Genomic DNA, 17,428 nt, shown 5'->3' with positions numbered 1-17,428 from the left:
CGGTTGCCCACATAGCCTGACAGGACCTCACCCATGGACAAGGCCGCCACCGACAAACGCGGGATCGTTTACCGCGTACTGACCCTTATTTCCGTTTGCCTCATTGCCGCTTCCTTTTTCAGCCCCGGTTGGTGGGTGTCGTTGACGGCCCCGAACTACCCTGAGGCGACCTTCCCGCAGGGGATCCGTATCCTCTTCCACATGGACTCGGTGCGCAACGGCTGCGATATCCGCGACTCGACCGAGGTCGAAGAGAACGAAGCCCTCGACTGCGTCCACGAGATGGACACGATCAACCACTATGTTGGCATGTATCCGATCGCCTCGGGCGGCCCTGTCGAAAAGGCCTATTCGCCCTTCCTCTTCGGTATGATGGGGGTGATGCTGCTGGCTTTCGCGGCGCCGGGGCGCAACGCGCGCATCGCCGTGTCGGTGGTCGGGTATGGCGCCGTCGCGGCCTGGATGACGCTGGCGATGCATGGCGAGAACGGGATCTCGAAACATACCACCGCCTATCTTGAGGGGCTCGTCGTGTCGCTGGGGCAGGATTCCGGCGAAAAGGTGGACGACTCGAACCTGTCGCCGATCGTGAAGATGCTCAAGCAATCGCTTGAGGAGAGCGAGGCCAAGGAAACGCCGGTGGTCGCAGGCACTGGCGACAAGCAGGCGCTGATCGACAACCTGCGCGCCAACTACAACATCGACAACAACAAGAAGCCCACGGATCAGCAGGAAGCGTGGAGCGGCTCGGTCATGCAGGTTTTCGAGTGGCACTATGCCAAGTCGCTGGCCCGCTGGTTCAATGAACCCGAGCGTAACGACCCGCTCGTTGCCACGATGAGCTCGGTCGCGCAGGTGCTCTATGTCGTGATCCTGGCCTTCATGGCGCTGATGGTTTTCGCTGCTTTCTCGGCGCGCTCGGTCTTCTACTGGCTGCTGGTGCTGGTGCCGATGGCGCTGCCGGTGGGCTTCCTTGCGGAATACGCCGGTTGGCTGTGGTGGTACGGGCATAGCCTCAACGAGATGGGGGCCTTCACGCTCAAGCCCTTCATGCCGACGGTGTTTGGCGACGGCAAGGTGGCGCAGTTCACGACCCACAGCTATCCTTCGACCGGGTTCTTCCTGATGCTTGCCTCCTCGGCGGTCCTGCTTCTGGCGGCGCTGATCCGCTTCAAGCAGATCCGTCTTGCGGGTGATGCTGCCGCCAAGATGTGAGCCATGCCATGCGTGCCGCCTCGATTGCCCTTCTGTTGATGGCCCTTGCGGCCCCGGCCTTGGCCGAGACGCTGCAAGAGCGCATCGACGCCGCCCCTGATGGCGCCGAGATCGTTCTCGAACCCGGCAACCATCAGGGCCCGCTGGTCATCCGCCATCCGGTGGTGATCGACGGGCAGGGCGCGGCGGTGATCGACGGGGGCGGCACCGGCACCGTGGTCACCATCGAGACCGATGGCGTCACGCTCAAGAATCTGACGATCCGGAACTCGGGCCGTCTGCACAACAAGGTTGATGCCGGGCTGCGCATCCACGGCAATTTCAACGTGGTACGAGATGTACGCATCGAGAACAGCCTTTTCGGCCTGGATCTCTCAGAGGCCAGCAACAATGTGCTGCGCCGCAACTATATCAGCTCGAAGGATATGCCGCTGGAGATGCGCGGGGATTCCGTGCGTATCTGGTATTCGAACGACAATATCTTCGAGCAGAACCATGTCGAGCACAGCCGCGACTTCGTGATCTGGTATTCCAGCGGCAACAAGATCCGCGACAATCGCATCCAGCACGGCCGCTATGGCATCCATTTCATGTATGCCCATGAGAACGATGTCGAGCGCAACGAGATCTCGGACTGCGTCGTGGGTGTCTTCCTGATGTATGCCAACGATATCAACGTGCGCGGAAATCAGATCCTGCGGGCATGGGGCGCCTCGGGGCTGGGCGTGGGGTTCAAGGAAACCTCGGGTGCGGTGGTCGAGGACAACGTGATCCTGGGCAATGCGGTGGGTATCTATATCGACCCCTCGCCCTGGGATCCGGACAAGACCAACGAAATCCACCGCAATCAGATCGCCTACAACGGTGTCGGCGTCGAGTTCCACACCGACTGGGAAGGCAACAACTTCTCGCAGAACAACTTCCTGTCAAATTTCACCCAGGTGTCGGTGCGCGGCCGCGGCACGGCGCTGCGCGAGGGCTGGAACGGCAATTACTGGGACGACTACGCGGGCTTTGACGCCGATGGCGATGGCGAGGGCGACGCGCCCTATGAGATCTACAACTATGCTGACCGGCTGTGGATGGATGTGCCCTCGGCGGCGTTCTTCCGGGGTGGGCTGGCGCTTGCGGCGCTCGATTTTGTCGAACGCCTCGCGCCCTTCACCGAGCCGCGCCTGCTGGTTCGCGAAACGCGCCCCTATGAGCAGGCGGTGAACCACAGTGCCGCGCAGACCGAAACCGCGACGCGCGTCGAGAAACCGACAACCGCGCTGGAGATGCTTACGCAATGACCGACGGCTCCGATACCCCGAAGAAACCCCGCCTGACCCGGCGCGAGCTGGAGCGGCGGCGCCTGATGCTGCGCACGGTGGGGCTGGGCGTGGCCGCCGTGGCTGCGGGCCTCGTCGGCTGGTATCCCGTGTATCGCCAGATGTTTGACCGGCTGCGTCCGCCTGGTGCGTTGGCCGAGAAGGACTTTCTGGCGTCCTGCATCAAATGTGGCCAATGCGTTCAGGTCTGTCCAGTCGAAGCGATCAAGCTGGCCGATGGCGATGAGGGCTACGGTCTCGGCGTGCCCTATATTGACGCTCGCGCTCAGGCCTGCGACTTCTCTTGCGATGCGGTGCAATGCGTTCTGGCCTGTCCGACGGGGGCGCTGAGCCACGCGATCGCGACCAAGGAAGAGGTCACCATGGGTTTCGCGCGGCTGGCGCGGCCCGAATCCTGTCTTGCCATGAAGGGCGAGGGTTTTACCGGACTTGCGCGCGGCTACGACTTCACCGGCCTTCTGCGCTACGAAGAGATCGACCGGTGGGAGCCGCAGCCCGTCGCCTCGCATCCCTATGAGCTGGAGCTGTGCGACCTGTGCGTACGCGAATGCCCCATCCAGGGCGCAATCAGCCTTGAGAGGATCTCGGAGGATCCGGCCGATCCGCGGCGCATCCCCACCGTGCACAAGGCCTGCGTCGGCTGCGGCACCTGCGAGATGATCTGCCCCGCCGAGCCCGCCGCTATCATCATCGACACCGAACTGACCCTGGAGGCACAATCATGAAGTGGTTCCTGCACAAGCTGGCGATGATGTTCGGCGCCGATCCGCGCAAGGCCGCGCCGACCGAGGAAACCGATGCCGCGCGCGAGATGAAGCGCTACAAGAAGACCCCCGAGCAGGTCCAGAAGCGCAAGGCGATCATCGATCACGAACACCAGTATCCGCTGGTCAGCAACAAGTGGCGCAACATGCGCTGGGCCTCGATCATCCTGATCAACGCCCTGTTCATCATTTCCTTTGCGTGGGACGTGCAGCTGGTCGAGGGCTCAATGTCGGCCTCGCGCTTCCTCGGCTTTCACATGGCCGACCCGAACGCGGCGCTTCAGGTCTTTCTGGCTTACAAGGAACTGGTGCTGAACCTCGTGATCGGTACCGTAACGGTCGTGCTTTTGTGGTGGATCGTGGGCGGGCGGGCGTTTTGCTCCTGGGCCTGCCCCTATCACCTGCTGGCCGAATGGGCCGAGGCGCTCCACCTCTTCCTCGCGAAGCGCGGTTGGGTCAAGGATCACCCGTTTCATCGAGGTCTGCGGGTGGTGCTATGGGTCATCTTCATGGGCCTGGCCTTTTTCACCGGCTACACGGTTTTCGAATACATCAACCCGGTGGGCATCGTCAGCCGCGCGCTGATCTACGGCCCGACCGTCGCTGTCGTCTGGGTGATCTTCCTGCTTGGGATTGAGGTCTTCTTCTCTCGCCGGTTCTGGTGCCGTTATGTCTGCCCGATCGGGCTGACTTATGGCATCACGGGCGCTGTTGCACCGGTCCAGATCAAATACGATCTCGAAAAATGCGTGCATGAAGGGGAGTGCAGGGCGGTTTGCCTTGTGCCGCATGTGCTGGAGATCACGAAGATGGGCTATGCCTCGGACACCACGGAATTCATCGGGCCCGATTGCACGCGCTGCGGGCTATGCGTCGATGCCTGCCCGCAGGAAGCGCTGAGCTTCACGATCCGCGGCCTCGACAAGATCGTCTGAGGAGGGCGACATGATCACCATCGACCGCCTGACAAAACGCTTCGACCGCCGCGCGGTTCTGGATGAGCTGACGCTTTCGATCGCCGCAGGCGACCGCATCGCGCTGATCGGCTCGAACGGTGCGGGCAAGACGACGCTGTTTCGCTGCCTGCTCGGCCAATACCGGCATGACGGGCGCGTCGGTTTCGACGGCGCTGGCGCCGGGCGCCGCGATGCGGGTGCGCTCGCGCGTATTGCCTTCGTGCCGCAACTGCCGCCGCCGCTGCGTATGCCGGTGGGCGAGTTGCTGGGCTTCGCCGAAAAGGGCGCCGGGGCCGACCGCGCGCTGATGCAAGCGATTGCCGAACGCATGGGTATCGACCTCGACGAGGTGAAGAAACGCCCCTTCTACCGTCTCTCGGGCGGGCAAAAGCAAAAGATCCTCGTGACTGTCGCGCTTGGCCGCAACGCCGATCTGATGATCTTCGACGAACCCTCGGCCAACCTCGACCCGGCGGCCCGCGCGGTCTTCATCGACCTGCTGGCCGAGCGCCGGGATGCCTCGATGCTAATTGCCAGTCACCGCCTGGAAGAAGTGGCGCCGCTGGTCAATCGCGTGATCGAGATGGACCGGGGCCGCGTGGTGCTGGACGATGCGGTGATGGATCGCCTCAAAGCGGGTGAGTTCCGCCGCGCCGAGATCGTGCTGTCGGCGCCGCATGCGCCTTTCGCGCTGGCTTTGTCGGGCTGGGGGTTTGAGGCCAATGGCGCGGGCACGCGCTTCACCGGCCCCGTGCCCGCCGCCGAGACTTTCCGTTTCCTCGGGCTTTTGGCCCGCTATGGCAGCCTGATCGAAAGCCTGTCGCTTGATCAGCAACCTGAGAGGGTGAATTGAGATGTGCAGACGTTGTCACGGCCCCTCCCGTCGCCAGATGATCGCGCTGCTGGCCGCAGCACCGCTGCTGGCCGCCTGCAAGCCACAATCCGAAGGCCCCGAGCCGATCCGCTGGGGTCGCGAGACCTGCGAGATCTGCGGCATGATCATCTCCGAGCCGCAATACGCCTCCGAGATCCGCGGCGGGCCGGATCGCAAGCTGGTGAAGTTCGACGACATCGGTGATGCGGTGAACTGGCTTGAGGAACAGCCCTGGAAAGACGCACCCGATATCGAGTTCTGGGTGATGGATTACGACAGCGGTACTAAGGGCGATGCCTGGATGGATGCGCGTCAGGCCCATTACCGCGCGGGCATGGTTTCGCCCATGGACTACGGCTTTGCAGCGGTGCGCCATCCCGCCTCGGATACGGTCGATTATGCCACGATGAGGGTCGAGGTGCTCAAACGCGGCTTGACTTGGCGCTGCGTACCGGGTGCGGATGGGGAAGGACACCGAGGATGAACGCAATGACCCCTGAACCCGTGCTGCGCGAGGCCCCGACCTCTCGCCGCGATCCGGCCGTGACGCCGCGCACCGGGCTTGGCCTGATGCTGCGGCTCGAACTGTCGGAGTCGCTGCGCTCGCGCTGGTTCCATTTCTATTCTTTCGTGGCCATCGGCCTGATGCTGCTGCTGATCACCACCGGCATTTCCGAAAGCCGCGTACTGGGCTTCACCGGGCTCTCGCGGCTGCTGGTGACCTATATCCAGATCATGATGGCAGTGCTGCCGTTATTCATCGTCGTCACCACCGCGCGTTCGATGGTGGGGGACCGTGAGGCGGGCAACCTCGAATATATGCTGGCCTTCCCGGTCTCGTTGCGGACCTGGTACTGGGGGCGCTTTCTTGCGCGACTGATGCTGGTGCTTTCCCCGATCTTCGCCGCACTGGCGCTGGCTGCGGCCTATGGCGCGGTGATGGGGCATGAGGTGCCCTGGCGCCATGTCGGCCTCTATTCCGGCCTTGTCGCAGCGCTCGCGACCTGTTTTCTCGGGATCGGCTTCCTGATCTCGTCCGTGTCGCGCTCGACCGAGGTCGCACTCGGCGCGAGCCTGCTGATCTGGCTGACGCTGGTGGCCTTTCTTGACCTGCTGTTGCTGTCGATCCTGATCCAGCAACGCTTCGTGCCCGATTTCGTCATCGGCATTGCGCTGGCCAACCCGCTGCAAAGCTTCCGCACGGCCTCGATGATCCTGTTCGACCCGCAGCTGATCCTGCTGGGCCCGGCGTCCTACGTGATCCTCGATCACTTCGGGGTGGCAGGATATGTCGCCTGGGCGATGGCCTATCCGACGGCGCTTGGCGCGGCCCTTGCGGGCTTGGGATACTGGCGTTTCTCGCGCGGGGATCTGGTCTAAGAGAAACGCCGCCCCTTGGGGCGGCGCTTTTCGTTTCGGGGGCGTTCAGGCCAAGCCCATCAACCACTCGATCGTGGTCGGGTCGTCCCACCGCGCCTCGCCTTCGACGTATTCGATCATCCGGCCGGTGCGATCAATGATCGCCGTTGTGGGCAGGTTCTCAAGGCCCAGGACCGCCTTGAGATTGTCGCCATCGCCCGTCAGCACCGGCAGGTTGGTGATATCGGTTTCCCGGTAGAACCGCCGCACCGCACTCGCGCCACGCCAATCGAAGGCCAGCGGCAGCACGACGCCGCGCGCCGGGTCGAGCGTCGTGGCCAGCCGCGCAAGCGAGGGCATCTCGCGCCGGCAGGGCACGCACCACGGCCCCCAGAGGTTCAGCACCACGATCTTGCCTGCGAAGTCGGCCAGCGCCAGCGCGGCACCTTCGCCGTCCTTCATGATCAGCCCCGAGGCATCGCGCGGCGGTGTGGCGGCGCGCGCCAATGTCGCCGCAGTCGGGGGAAGGGCCTCCTCGGCGCGCAGGATGCCGGGCAGCGCCAGTGTGGCACCCAGACCCGCCAGAACACCGCGCCGCGTCGTTCGCATCATTTCACCGGGACCTCGGCCATGATCGTGCGCATGTCGCTGGCCATATCCTCGGCGCTGGTGCCGTGGGGGTAGCGTTTGATCAGCATCCCGACCGGATCGAGGAAGGCGATCGAGGCGGTGTGGTCGATCGAGTAGCGGTCGGGCTGCGCGGGATCGGGAATGTGCTTTTCGTAGCGCGCGTTGAACGTTTTGACCATGTGATCGGTATAGGCCTTCGGGCCGCGCAGCCCCTCGATCCGCTTGTCGAAGAAGGCGAGGTATTCGCGCATGAGCTTTGCCGTGTCGCGCTCGGGGTCGACGGTAACGAAAATCGGCGTGACCTGCGCGGCGTCCTCACCCAAGAGATCGAGCGCATCCGCCATGGTTGACAGCGAGGTCGGGCAGACATCGGGGCACCCGGTGTAGCCAAAGTAGATCAGCAGGTATTTGCCCGCGAACTCCTCATTCGTCATGACGTTGCCGTAGAGGTCTTCCATCATGTAGCGGCGCGGCATGTCCTGCATCATGCCGGCATCGGCCTCGGGTTCCAGATCGGCATGCCCGTCTTGGGCAAAGCCGGCCCGGGCAAGAAGCGGCAAGAGCGCGGTGGAAGCGATGAGCAAGCGACGGGTGATCATGGGCCATGTCCTCTTGGTAATGGGCGGACACTAGCCCCCGACGCTGCGCGCGACCTTGACTTTGATCAGGGACGCGCGGCGCGGCGCAGGGCATCCAGAGCAAAAGAACGGGAGTTTCCAATGACGGCGATCCTTGCGGCCTTCCTGCCGGTGGCGATGATGATCCTGATGTTCTCGCTGGGGCTGCGCCTCGCACTGCGCGACATCACCGGCGCACTGCGCGGCTCGCCCGCCTATGGCGCGGGGCTGGCGTTGCAGGTGCTCGGGCTGCCGTTGCTGGCCTTCGCCATCGGCAGTCTCTTTGGCCTGTCGCCGATGCTGATGGCGGGGCTGATGCTGGTCGCCGCCTCGCCGGGCGGGGTGACATCGAACTACGCCACGCATCTGGCGCGGGGCAAGGTGGGCCTGTCGGTCGCGATGACCCTGAGCACGAGCCTTCTGGCGCCGATCACCCTGCCGCTGGTGCTGGTGGCGGCGGGCGTGACCGCGCCGCAACCCGCGGGCCTGCTGAAAATCTCGCTTGGCATGTCGGCGGTGGCCATCGTGCCGATGCTGCTGGGGATGGCGCTGGCGCATTTCGCGCCGCGTATGGTTGCAAAGATGGTGCGCGTCGTGGATCCGCTGGCCAAGCTGCTGTTCGTTCTGATGGTGCTGGCGACCTTCGCGCAGAACTGGGGTGCCATGCAGCGTGCGTTTGCCGAGACGGGCATGGCCGTGGTGACATTGGCCGTGATCGCGCCCATGCTGGCCTTCGCCGCCGGGCGCGGGTTGCGCCTAGAGGCCGCGGCGACCCGCACGATCATGACCGAGGTTTCGCTGCAAAACGTCGCCATCACGATTTTCGTCGCGGGCGCGCTGCTCAAATCGCCCGAACTGTCGATCCCGGGCCTGATCTATGCGGTGGTGATGAACCTTGTCGTTCTGGTCCTGATCGGGCTGGCCAGCCTCGCCCCACGCGGCGCGGAAGGCGCCCGGCTCAGAGTCCGCTAAGGCTCTGCCAGACAATCGAAATTTCCGTGCGTGGCGGAAACCGGCCAGAGCCGGGGCGGGAAGCTGCCACGAATCTGGCCCCGCGCGCTGGAAAGAGGTTTGATCGCAGGCGCTTTGCCCTCACCCTGTCGCACAGCCCCGCAGGAGGCGGGGAATATGCATGGGGAGGACATGATGTTCCACAATTTGAAGCTCGGCGCGGTTGTCGCCGGGGCGATCGCGGTTTCGGCGCCGGTCGCACAGGCCAGCGAATTCATCAACATTCTGACCGGAGGCACCTCGGGGGTCTATTACCCGCTCGGCGTGGCGCTGTCGGATGTCTATGCCAAGGGCATCGAGGGCGCGCGCACCCAGGTACAATCGACCAAGGCCTCGGTCGAGAACCTGAACCTGCTGCAGCAGGGCAAGGGCGAGCTGGCCTTCGCACTGGGCGACTCGGTCAAATACGCCTGGGAAGGCAATGCCGATGCGGGCTTCAAGGAGCCGCTGAGCAAGCTGCGCGCCATCGCCGCGATCTATCCCAACGTGATCCAGATCGCCGCGCTTTCGGAAACCGGCGCCGCCACGGTCGCGGACCTCAAGGGCAAGAGCCTCTCGGTCGGTGCCGCCAAGTCGGGGACCGAGCTGAACGCCCGTGCGATCTTTGGCGCCTCGGGGATGAGCTATGAGGATCTCGGCAAGCTCGAATACCTTCCCTTCGCGGAATCGGTCGAACTGATGAAGAACCGCCAGCTGGACGCGACGCTGCAATCCTCGGGTCTGGGCAACGCGGCGCTGAAGGATCTGGCGACCTCGCAGCCGATCACCTTCCTGTCGGTCCCGGCAGAAGTGGCCGAGAGCCTCGGCGCGCCCTATATCGCCAGCGCCATCCCGGCGGGCACCTATGAGGGTCAGACCGCCGACGTGCCGACGGTTGCCGTCGTGAACTTCCTCGTCACGCATGAGGATGTCTCGGACGAGGTCGCCTACCAGATGACCAAGCTGATGTTCGAGAATCTCGACACCCTCAAGGCCGCGCATAGCGCCGCCGGCGGCATCAGCCTGGAAGGCGCGATCAAGGGATCGCCCATCCCGCTGCACCCGGGCGCCGAGCGCTTCTACAAAGAGCAGGGCCTGCTTTAAGCACGGCCTGAAGGGGCAAGGGGGCGGTCCGGTCAGCCGGGCCGCTACCCACGGGGGAGGACATCATGGAACAGACCAAACATCACCTGCCCGAGGATGAGCTCGGGTTGCACGATCCGCTGGCGGAAAGCTTTCCCGATACGCATGAGGGGCGCGGGCTGTTCTGGCTGGCCTTTGCCTTCTCTGTGTTTCAAATCTCGGTTGCGGCCCATGTGATCGACCTGCCTAGCCAGGTCGTGCGCGCGGTCCATGTGGGCTTCCTGCTGGCGCTTGGTCTGCCGCTTCTGGCGATTGCCAAGCATCGCGGCCCGGCGATGAAGGCGCTGTCCTATGCGTTGGCCGGTGTTGGCGTGGCTGTCGCCGCCTACCAGTGGATTGAGTTCACCGATCTGCTGATGCGCGCGGGCGATCCGCTGACGCGCGACATCGTCTTTGGCGTCGCGGCGCTGGTGACCATCTTCACCGCCGCCTGGCTGCTGATGGGCCCCGCGCTGCCGATCATCTCGGGCATCTTCCTCAGCTATGCGCTCTGGGGCGAGTATCTGCCCGCCCCGCTCGACCATCGCGGCTACGATTTCGCGCAGGTGATCGAGCACCTGACCTATGGCACCGAAGGTATCTACGGCATCCCGACCTATGTCTCGGCGACCTATATCTTCCTCTTCATCCTGTTCGGAGCCTTTCTTGAGAAAGCCGGGATGATCAAGCTGTTCACCGATGTCTCGCTTGGCCTTGTCGGTCACAAGATGGGTGGCGCGGCCAAGGTGTCGGTGCTGTCCTCGGGGCTGATGGGCACGATCTCGGGTTCGGGCGTGGCGAATGTGGTCACCACCGGGCAATTCACCATCCCGCTGATGAAAAGCTTCGGCTATCGCCCGGCCTTCGCCGGCGGGGTCGAGGCCACCGCCTCGATGGGTGGGCAGATCATGCCGCCGGTGATGGGCGCTGTGGCCTTCGTCATGGCCGAGACCCTGGGTGTGGAATATGTCGAGGTCGTCAAGGCCGCGCTGATCCCCGCAATCCTCTATTTCCTCGGTGTCTTCTGGATGGTTCACCTTGAGGCAGGCAAGCGCAACCTGCGCGGCCTCAAGCGCGAGGATCTGCCCTCGGCCATGGCTGCGCTGAAGGCGGGCTGGTATCTGATCCTGCCGCTGGCGGTGCTCGTCTACCTGCTGTTCTCCGGCTACACGCCGCTTTTCGCGGGCACTGTGGGCTTGGCGCTGACGGGGATGCTGATCCTCGGCGGCTCGGTCGCGCTTGGTATGCCCGAGGGGGTGCTGCGGGTGATCTTCTGGATCTTCCTTGGCCTGATTGCGGCGGCTTTCTTCAAGTTCGGCCTGAACATCGTGATGATCGCGCTGGCGGCGCTGGTCGCGGTCAATATCTTCTCGAAGGGCGGGCGCGAGACGCTGGCGCTGTGCCGTGACAGCCTGGCCGAGGGCGCGAAGACCGCGCTGCCGGTGGGTATCGCCTGTGCGCTGGTGGGCGTGATCATCGGCGTGATGACCCTGACCGGTGCGGCCAACACGTTTGGCCAGTATATCGTGGGCGTGGGCGAGAACAGCCTGTTCCTGTCGCTCGTGCTGACGATGATTACCTGTATCGTGCTGGGCATGGGGATCCCGACGATTCCGAACTACATCATCACCTCCTCGATCGCGGGCCCGGCGCTGCTGGCGCTTGGTGTGCCGCTGATCGTCAGCCACATGTTCGTCTTCTACTTCGGGATCCTCGCCGACCTCACGCCGCCCGTGGCGCTGGCCTGCTTTGCAGCGGCACCGATCGCCAAGGAAAGCGGCCTGCGCATCAGCTTCGAGGCCGTCAAGGTCGCCGCCGCGGGCTTCGTCGTGCCCTTCATGGCGGTCTATACCCCGGCCCTGATGCTGCAAGATGGCGGGCCGCTGGCAGCCGCGATCGGCTATGTCCCGGCGGTGGCCTATATCGTGCTCAAGGCGGTGCTGTCGCTGGCGCTCTGGGGGGCTGCGGTGATCGGCTGGCTTGGCCGTCCGCTGGCGGTGTGGGAACGACTGATCGCCATGGCGGGCGCCTTCTGCCTTGTCGCGGCGCTGGCCCTGACCGATGAGGTGGGCTTCGCCCTGGCCATTCTGTTCGGCGCGTTCCTCTGGGTGCGCCGGGGCCGGGTGCCGGCATGAGCGGCTGCCTGATCGCGGGGGCGATGACGATTGCCCTTGCGGCGGGCGGCGAGTTCAGCCTCGAATGGACCCATTCGGTCGAGAAGGAAAGCTGGCGCGAGCGTTGGCGGGTCGAGGATGGGCGGATGCGGCTGATAGAGGCGGCGGTCAAGGGATCGGGGGCGGGGATGGAACCCGGCCCCGATGGCGTGTTTGAAGATGGCTGGTGGGTCTGGCAACCCTCGGCGCCGCCGGTGCGCGAACTGGTGCTGGCGGCCTCGGGCAAGACGCCCACGGGCTGGCAGCTATGCGGCGCCGATTGCGTGACGCTTGGCGCGACCGAAGCCGAGCCGCTGGTGCTGCGGCCCTGCGCGCCATGACGGCGGGTGCGGCAACCGGGGGCGGTCTGTCCCGTCTGCGCCGGGTTCCGGCCGCGCTGAGCGTGCTGACCATCTGCTGCGTCGCGGTCCTTGCGGGCGCGCTCGCCTGGCGCGCGGCCATCGCCGACATCGACGCGCGGCTGCAACAAAGCCTGATCCTCAGTCTGCGCGCGCTTGAGACCGAGATCGACCGCTTTCGCTACCTGCCCAAGGTCACCGGCGAGGACGCCCGCATCCGCGACGCCATCCTGCACCCCGAAAACCCCGGCGTGATTGACGCCGCCAACCGGTATTTGCAGCGTGTGACCGGGCTAGCAGGGGCGAGCCACCTGTATCTGATGGACGCGGCAGGGCAGACGCTCGCGGCCTCGAACTGGGACACGGGTGAGAGCTTCGTCGGCAATAACTACAGCTTCCGCCCCTATTTCCGCGAGGCGATCAAGACCGGCGCGGGCGGGTTTTACGCCATCGGCGTGACCACGGGCACGCCCGGCTATTTCCTGGCCGCGCGGATCGACCTTGCGCAGGGCAAGCAGGGGGTCGTTGTCGTGAAGGTCGTCCTCGATCCGCTGGAAGAGGCCTGGCGCGCGGCGGGGCAGGCCAATGCCGTGGCCGATGTCGATGGCATCGTGTTTCTGTCGGGCGAACCCGCCTGGCGCTATCAGCCGCTTGAGACGCTTTCGCCCGAGGCGGTCGCGCGGCTGACCTCGCAGCGTACCTATTTCGGCGCTGAGGTGCGGGTGGACGAACCGCTCCTGCATGGCGCGCAGGGCTGGATTTTTGACGGGGCAGGGGCGCGGCTGCGCACGCAAAGCGCGCCCTTCGGGCACGACTGGCGCATGATCTCGGCGGCGCCGGTCCTGCCCGCGATTTTCGCGTCGCTTGGCTGGGGGGCGGGCGCGGCGCTCTGCTGGGGGCTTGGCATAGGTCTGGCCAAAATCCAGCGCCAGCGCCGTCAGCTTGTCGCGCTGCGCCTGCGTCAGTCGGAACTGCTCGAACGCAAGGTCGAGGAGCGCACCCGGATGCTCGCCCGCGAGATCGAGGCCCGTCGCCAGACCGAGGCCGAGCTGCGCGCCGCACAGGAAAGCCTGATCCATACCGAGAAGATGGCCGCTCTAGGTCGCATGTCCGCCGCAATCGTGCACGAGGTCAGCCAGCCCCTTGCCGCGATGGAGGCTACCCTTGCCGCGGCCGAGCTTTCGCTGGAACGCACGCCCGAGCGCACCGGCCCGCGCATCGAGACCGCGCGTAACCTGATCCGCCGGATGCAGCGCACGATCAAGCATCTCAAGTCCTTCTCGCGCAAGGAAAGCGGTACGCTCGTTGAAATCGACCCCGTGCAGGTCGCGGAAAACGCGCTGGAGCTGGTGCAGCCGCGCGCTCGTGCCGTGGGCGTGGTGCCCGATCTGACGGTCGAGGGCGCGCCCATTCGGGTCAAGGCGGGGCGCGTGCGTCTTGAACAGGTGCTGCTCAACCTGCTTTTGAATGCGCTCGACGCGGTCGAGGGGTTGCCCCGGCGCGAGGTGCGCCTGAGCGTCGCCACGCATGGCGCCGAGGTGCATCTGAGCGTCGAGGACACCGGCACCGGTATCGCCCCCGAGGACCTGCCGCGCGTGACCGAGCCCTTCTTTTCGACCAAGACCAACAGCGAGGGGCTGGGCCTTGGCCTTGCCATTTCGCAGGCGATCCTGTCTGAATTCGGCGGGCGGTTCGAGGTTCACTCGGTCCCCGGTGAAGGCACCCGGATGACCGCCATACTGCCGCTGATCGAAGAGGCGCGGGCATGAGCGCATTGATCCATATCGTCGAGGATGACGCCGACCACCGTGCCGCGCTGTGCGATCTGATCGAGGCGGGCGGCTACCGGGCCGAGGGTTTCGCCTCGGGCGAGGCGGCGCTGGCCGCCCCGGTGACGCCCGATCTGATCATCACCGATCTGAGGATGCCGGGAATGGACGGGTTTGAGCTGCTCGAGGCGCTGAAGATCCGGATGCCGGGGCTGCCCGCGATCCTGATCACCGGCCATGGCGATGTGCCCCATGCCGTGCGCGCCATGCGGCTTGGGGCCGAGGATTTCCTCGAAAAACCCTATGATGCCGCGCATCTTCTGGTGGTGGTGGACCGGGCCCTGCGCGCAGCCGCCACGCGCGCCGAACTGGGCCGTCTGCAAACCGAGCTTCAGCGCCGCGACGGGGCCGAGATACTGGGCCAGTCCCCCGCGATCGAGGCCCTGCGCGCCCGCATCGCGGCGCTGGCGCCGCTCGATCTCGACATCATCGTCACCGGCGAGACCGGCACGGGCAAGGAGTTGGTGGCCCGCGCCTTGCACGCCGTAAGCCCGCGTGCCGCTGGCCCCTTCGTCGCGATCAACTGTGCCGCGCTGCCCGAGCAGCTTTTCGAGATCGAGATGTTCGGCCATGTCGCGGGCGCCTTCCCCGGTGCGCTCGACAAGCCCGGCAAGCTTGAGAGCGCCTCGGGCGGGACGTTGGTGCTTGACGAGGTCGAGGCGATGCCGAAACCGGCGCAGGCGAAACTGCTGCGCGCGTTGCAGGAACGCCAGGTGGAGCGTCTGGGAGAAAACACCCTGCGCCCGCTTGACCTGCGCATCATCGCCCTGTCGAAATCCGACTTGAGCAAACTCTCGCTCGATGACAGCTTCCGCGCCGATCTGTTCTACCGGCTGGCCGGAGCCGAGATCGTGCTGGAGCCGCTGCGCGGGCTTGGTCAGGACATCGTGCAGATCTTCGTCCATTTCGCGGAACTCGCTGCGCGTCGCTACGGTAAGGCCTTACCCGAGGTGCCCTACCTGCTGCGCCAGCAGCTGTTGCGCCGCCCCTGGCCCGGCAATGTGCGTGAGCTGCGTGCCTCGGCCGAGCGGTTCGCCCTGGGTCTCGATTTGCCCGACGCGCCTGCTGCCGCGCAGGACGCGCCGCAAAGCCTTGCTGACAAGGTCGCCGCCTATGAGGCGCGCGAGATCCGCGCGACGCTGGAACGCTGTCGCGGCAATACCGAGCGCGCGGCGCAGGTTCTGGGCATCGCCCGGCGCACGCTGAACGACAAGATCGGGCGCTACGGGATCCGCGTCTAGGCGGGCTCGACAGGCAGGGCGATCGACACTTCGAACCCCGTTGCTTGGCCGGGTCGTGGCGAGCGGATCGTGAGCGGGCTGTCGATGCCCTGCGCGATGGCCGCGACAATGGTCAGCCCAAGGCCCGATCCATCGGCGCGGGTGTCCCCGCGCTCGAACCGCCGCGTCAGCCGGTCCAGCGTATCGGGGTCAAGTGGCGCGCAGTCATTGGCGACGCGCAATAGCCCCGTGTCGCTCAGCGAAACCTCGACGGGCGCGTCTGCATGTCCATGACGCAGGGCGTTCTCGATCAGGTTGCGGCTCAGGATGCCAAGGATATCGGGGTCGAGATCCGACATGACCGGCTGTTCGGGCAGATCGAGGTGCAGCCGCTCGGGCGTGGCCGCGCGGCCGATGTCCTGCGCGATGACCCGCACCACCGCGCGCAGATCCGAGGCATGATCGAGGCGCAGCCGCCCGCCTTCCGCGCGGGCCAGTTGCATCAGCCGTTCGGAGAATCGCGTCAGGCGCTTGAGCGTGGATTCAATCTCGCCTGCGCGTTCGCGGGCCATCGGGTCCGTGGTTTCCGCGCGCAGGCGCTGCGCCTGCGCGATGGCGCCCGCAAGGGGGGTGCGCAGCTCATGCGCGGCGTTCGAGGCAAAGTTGCGCTCGGCCTCGAAGGAGCCCTCAAGCCGGGTCAGCAGGCCGTTCAGGGTTTCGACAACCGGCGCGATCTCGGTGGGCAGATCGCCACCGGCCAGCGGCGACAGATCGCGCGCCCCGCGTGCCGCCAGCGCGCTGCGAAACTGGTTGAGCGGCCGCAGACTGAGGCGCACGGCAAACAGCACCGCCAAGAGCGCGATCGGAATGACGATCAGCAGCGGCAGGCTGAGGCCCATCTGGATCTCGCGCGCAACCTCGGCGCGATGAGTCAGGGGCTCGGCCACCGAGATGCGCAGGCTGCCGCGCAGGGCCTCATCATGGAAAAAGCGATAGGTGGCGTTTTGCGAGAAGCCGGGGCCTTCGTATGCGGGAAAGATCGCCGGATCGGCACCATGCGATTGCAGCAACACCCGCCCGCGTTCGTCACGCACGATATAGGTGAAATACTCGTCATGCTCGCGGATCGTGGCCAGCCTCTGCGTGATGCCCTCTTCCTCGCGGTTGACGATATCGACGATGGCCAGCGGAAGCAGCCGTTGCGCGGTTTCCTGAAGGGCCGAGTCGAAGACCTCGTTCATCTCGTTGCGCAGCACGATGGTGGTCAGAGAGGCCGCCGTCAGCCACAGCGCGGTCAGCAAGAGGCCAACCGAGGTCGCAAGCCGAAGTTGAAGGCTGCGCGGCAGTTTCATGCGGACCCCAGCCGGTAGCCGAGGCCGCGTTCGGTCTCGATCACGCCCGCGCCGAGTTTCTTGCGCAGGCGGCTGACATGGACCTCGATCGTGTTGCTCTCGATCTCGGCGCCGAAGGCGTAAAGCTTCTCCTCCAGTTGGGCTTTCGACAGAAGCTGGCCGGGCCGCGCAAGCAGTGCCTCGAACAGGGCCCATTCCCGCGCGGTCAGCACCACGGGCTTGCCGTCGCGCCGGATGCTGCGCGCCGACAGGTCGATCTGGAGCGCGCCATGCTCGATCAGCGGGTTGGGATTGCCCGCATAGCGCCGCGAGACCGAGCCGATCCGCGCCGAAAGTTCCGCCAGATCGAAGGGTTTCACAAGGTAGTCGTCCGCCCCGGCGTTCAGCCCCTCGATCCGGTCCGAGACCTGATCGAGCGCGGTCAGGATAATCACCGGCGTCACATCGCCCCGCGCGCGCCGGGCCTTGAGAAAGCCGATGCCGCGCCCGTCCGGCAGCATCAGGTCGAGCAGAAGCAGGTCATAGACCGTTCCCGCCACCGCATCGCCCGCCTGATCGAGCCGCGTCACCCAATCGACCGAATGGCCATCGGCCGCGATCTGGTCGCGCACAGCGGCGCCCAGAACGGTGTCATCCTCGATCAGCAGAATGCGCATG

At 65.4% G+C, this 17,428-nt stretch carries 17 protein-coding genes; 13 read left to right on the top strand and 4 right to left on the bottom strand.

Going from position 1 to position 17,428, the window contains the following annotated elements; all coding sequences use genetic code 11:
* Positions 1-33: 33 nt before the first annotated feature.
* From KTQ37_RS02900 to KTQ37_RS02870, 7 genes are read left to right on the top strand one after another with little or no spacing between them, the layout of a single operon-like run.
* On the top strand, positions 34-1,215 hold the full coding sequence (locus KTQ37_RS02900) for a hypothetical protein (protein WP_218628952.1): 1,182 nt from the start codon (positions 34-36) through the stop codon (positions 1,213-1,215).
* On the top strand, positions 1,212-2,507 hold the full coding sequence (nosD, locus tag KTQ37_RS02895; RefSeq protein ID WP_218628951.1) for a nitrous oxide reductase family maturation protein NosD: 1,296 nt from the start codon (positions 1,212-1,214) through the stop codon (positions 2,505-2,507). The genes KTQ37_RS02900 and nosD overlap by 4 nt, the downstream gene beginning before the upstream one ends.
* A complete protein-coding gene (locus tag KTQ37_RS02890; RefSeq protein ID WP_218628950.1) occupies positions 2,504-3,271 on the top strand; it encodes a 4Fe-4S dicluster domain-containing protein in 768 nt (255 codons plus the stop codon). The genes nosD and KTQ37_RS02890 overlap by 4 nt, the downstream gene beginning before the upstream one ends.
* Entirely contained in the window at positions 3,268-4,245 is a 978-nt protein-coding gene (locus tag KTQ37_RS02885; protein WP_218628949.1) for a NapH/MauN family ferredoxin-type protein, read from the top strand. The genes KTQ37_RS02890 and KTQ37_RS02885 overlap by 4 nt, the downstream gene beginning before the upstream one ends.
* 10 nt (positions 4,246-4,255) lie before the next feature.
* Positions 4,256-5,119 (top strand): ATP-binding cassette domain-containing protein, encoded by an 864-nt coding sequence (locus KTQ37_RS02880; RefSeq protein WP_218628948.1) that lies wholly within the window; start codon positions 4,256-4,258, stop codon positions 5,117-5,119.
* Between the two features lie 37 nt (positions 5,120-5,156).
* Positions 5,157-5,624, top strand: coding sequence for a nitrous oxide reductase accessory protein NosL (locus KTQ37_RS02875; protein ID WP_218628947.1), 468 nt, complete (start codon positions 5,157-5,159; stop codon positions 5,622-5,624).
* 5 nt (positions 5,625-5,629) lie between these two features.
* The gene (locus KTQ37_RS02870) at positions 5,630-6,520 is read left to right on the top strand and encodes an ABC transporter permease (protein WP_218628946.1); all 891 of its coding nucleotides are present in this window, start codon (positions 5,630-5,632) and stop codon (positions 6,518-6,520) included.
* 45 nt (positions 6,521-6,565) lie between these two features.
* Here KTQ37_RS02870 and KTQ37_RS02865 read toward each other — a convergent pair whose 3' ends face one another.
* The gene (locus KTQ37_RS02865; protein ID WP_218628945.1) at positions 6,566-7,111 is read right to left on the bottom strand and encodes a TlpA disulfide reductase family protein; all 546 of its coding nucleotides are present in this window, start codon (positions 7,109-7,111) and stop codon (positions 6,566-6,568) included.
* The gene (locus KTQ37_RS02860; protein ID WP_218628944.1) at positions 7,108-7,728 is read right to left on the bottom strand and encodes an SCO family protein; all 621 of its coding nucleotides are present in this window, start codon (positions 7,726-7,728) and stop codon (positions 7,108-7,110) included. The genes KTQ37_RS02865 and KTQ37_RS02860 overlap by 4 nt, the downstream gene beginning before the upstream one ends.
* Positions 7,729-7,848: 120 nt before the next feature.
* Between KTQ37_RS02860 and KTQ37_RS02855 the strand changes: the two genes are divergently transcribed.
* From KTQ37_RS02855 to KTQ37_RS02830, 6 genes are all read left to right on the top strand, one after another.
* Positions 7,849-8,718, top strand: a complete 870-nt coding sequence (locus KTQ37_RS02855) for a bile acid:sodium symporter family protein (protein WP_218628943.1) — start codon at positions 7,849-7,851, stop codon at positions 8,716-8,718.
* A gap of 174 nt (positions 8,719-8,892) precedes the next feature.
* Positions 8,893-9,840 carry a TAXI family TRAP transporter solute-binding subunit gene (locus tag KTQ37_RS02850; RefSeq protein WP_218628942.1) on the top strand — a complete coding sequence of 316 codons (948 nt, stop codon included), beginning with the start codon at positions 8,893-8,895 and terminating at the stop codon, positions 9,838-9,840.
* Between the two features lie 65 nt (positions 9,841-9,905).
* Positions 9,906-11,993: a TRAP transporter permease gene (locus KTQ37_RS02845; RefSeq protein ID WP_218628941.1), complete on the top strand. Its 2,088-nt coding sequence runs from the start codon at positions 9,906-9,908 to the stop codon at positions 11,991-11,993.
* Positions 11,990-12,352, top strand: coding sequence for a DUF1850 domain-containing protein (locus tag KTQ37_RS02840; RefSeq protein ID WP_218628940.1), 363 nt, complete (start codon positions 11,990-11,992; stop codon positions 12,350-12,352). Before KTQ37_RS02845 ends, KTQ37_RS02840 begins: the two co-directional genes overlap by 4 nt.
* Positions 12,292-14,139 carry an ATP-binding protein gene (locus KTQ37_RS02835; RefSeq protein WP_218628939.1) on the top strand — a complete coding sequence of 616 codons (1,848 nt, stop codon included), beginning with the start codon at positions 12,292-12,294 and terminating at the stop codon, positions 14,137-14,139. Before KTQ37_RS02840 ends, KTQ37_RS02835 begins: the two co-directional genes overlap by 61 nt.
* Positions 14,136-15,440 carry a sigma-54-dependent transcriptional regulator gene (locus KTQ37_RS02830; protein WP_218628938.1) on the top strand — a complete coding sequence of 435 codons (1,305 nt, stop codon included), beginning with the start codon at positions 14,136-14,138 and terminating at the stop codon, positions 15,438-15,440. The genes KTQ37_RS02835 and KTQ37_RS02830 overlap by 4 nt, the downstream gene beginning before the upstream one ends.
* Here KTQ37_RS02830 and KTQ37_RS02825 read toward each other — a convergent pair.
* A complete protein-coding gene (locus KTQ37_RS02825; RefSeq protein WP_218628937.1) occupies positions 15,437-16,771 on the bottom strand; it encodes an ATP-binding protein in 1,335 nt (444 codons plus the stop codon). The two genes, KTQ37_RS02830 and KTQ37_RS02825, sit on opposite strands and share 4 nt — an antisense overlap.
* Positions 16,768-17,427, bottom strand: a complete 660-nt coding sequence (locus KTQ37_RS02820; protein WP_218628936.1) for a response regulator — start codon at positions 17,425-17,427, stop codon at positions 16,768-16,770. The genes KTQ37_RS02825 and KTQ37_RS02820 overlap by 4 nt, the downstream gene beginning before the upstream one ends.
* Position 17,428 lies beyond the last annotated feature (1 nt).

It is taken from the genome of Sedimentimonas flavescens (assembly GCF_019264375.1).
Taxonomy (GTDB): domain Bacteria; phylum Pseudomonadota; class Alphaproteobacteria; order Rhodobacterales; family Rhodobacteraceae; genus Rhodobacter; species Rhodobacter flavescens.
The sequence above is the reverse complement of the archived record's forward strand: the minus strand, read 5'-3'. Positions and strand labels throughout refer to the sequence as shown.

Coding starts and splice junctions, on each gene's coding strand:
- KTQ37_RS02900 (WP_218628952.1), top strand. CDS start 34: ATGGACAAGGCCGCCACCGACAAACGCGGGATCGTTTACCGCGTACTG.
- KTQ37_RS02890 (WP_218628950.1), top strand. CDS start 2,504: ATGACCGACGGCTCCGATACCCCGAAGAAACCCCGCCTGACCCGGCGC.
- KTQ37_RS02885 (WP_218628949.1), top strand. CDS start 3,268: ATGAAGTGGTTCCTGCACAAGCTGGCGATGATGTTCGGCGCCGATCCG.
- KTQ37_RS02880 (WP_218628948.1), top strand. CDS start 4,256: ATGATCACCATCGACCGCCTGACAAAACGCTTCGACCGCCGCGCGGTT.
- KTQ37_RS02875 (WP_218628947.1), top strand. CDS start 5,157: ATGATCGCGCTGCTGGCCGCAGCACCGCTGCTGGCCGCCTGCAAGCCA.
- KTQ37_RS02870 (WP_218628946.1), top strand. CDS start 5,630: ATGACCCCTGAACCCGTGCTGCGCGAGGCCCCGACCTCTCGCCGCGAT.
- KTQ37_RS02865 (WP_218628945.1), bottom strand. CDS start 7,111: ATGATGCGAACGACGCGGCGCGGTGTTCTGGCGGGTCTGGGTGCCACA.
- KTQ37_RS02860 (WP_218628944.1), bottom strand. CDS start 7,728: ATGATCACCCGTCGCTTGCTCATCGCTTCCACCGCGCTCTTGCCGCTT.
- KTQ37_RS02855 (WP_218628943.1), top strand. CDS start 7,849: ATGACGGCGATCCTTGCGGCCTTCCTGCCGGTGGCGATGATGATCCTG.
- KTQ37_RS02850 (WP_218628942.1), top strand. CDS start 8,893: ATGTTCCACAATTTGAAGCTCGGCGCGGTTGTCGCCGGGGCGATCGCG.
- KTQ37_RS02845 (WP_218628941.1), top strand. CDS start 9,906: ATGGAACAGACCAAACATCACCTGCCCGAGGATGAGCTCGGGTTGCAC.
- KTQ37_RS02840 (WP_218628940.1), top strand. CDS start 11,990: ATGAGCGGCTGCCTGATCGCGGGGGCGATGACGATTGCCCTTGCGGCG.
- KTQ37_RS02830 (WP_218628938.1), top strand. CDS start 14,136: ATGAGCGCATTGATCCATATCGTCGAGGATGACGCCGACCACCGTGCC.
- KTQ37_RS02825 (WP_218628937.1), bottom strand. CDS start 16,771: ATGAAACTGCCGCGCAGCCTTCAACTTCGGCTTGCGACCTCGGTTGGC.
- KTQ37_RS02820 (WP_218628936.1), bottom strand. CDS start 17,427: ATGCGCATTCTGCTGATCGAGGATGACACCGTTCTGGGCGCCGCTGTG.